Genomic DNA, 589 nt, shown 5'->3' on the forward strand with positions numbered 1-589 from the left:
AGCTAATACAGCCCCCTCATCTACAACGATAAAGTATCGATCCTTTTCTTTAGTATGAACAATATTTTTAAACCTTCTTTCTTTCATGTACTTACCGCGCTCATTCATCTTCTCCATTACTTTAAACAGCATTTCATGAGCTTGATCTGGTGTCTCTGCAATATGTTCCACTTGTTTCAAGTCTTTGTATTCACCAAATTCAAGTCCTTCTTCTTTCAAATCAATTAAGTAAAAATGAGCGTGATCGGGATTCGCTACTGCTAATGATGTAAATAAGTTTTTTAAAAACACCGTTTTCCCCATACGTATTAGTCCACCTACAGCCAAATGAGGTGTTTCATCAAAGTCATGCCAAATTAACTTTTCTAGGCTTTGCCCTACAGGAACAAGCCATTTACCCAGCGTAATTAAACCTGTAGACCATTTCCATTTCTTCGGTATTTCCTTGCTAAATACACGAATGCTTAACCTATAATTGTTGTAGTGAATTCGTATAGGTTTTCCTAATCCCTCACTTACTACATCCTCAACTTTTTGTATTAGTTTCGAAGGCATCCCTAACGGTAATCTGTACACATATGTCGTACTA

Annotated in this window: 1 protein-coding gene; it reads right to left on the reverse strand. The window is 36.5% G+C overall.

What is annotated here, in order from left to right:
* The coding region (locus AC1DJR_RS32780) for an FtsK/SpoIIIE domain-containing protein (protein WP_477004548.1) at nucleotides 1-589 on the reverse strand (589 nt) is incomplete at both ends.

The sequence above is a fragment of the Bacillus sp. 05T31 genome (genome assembly GCF_056396725.1).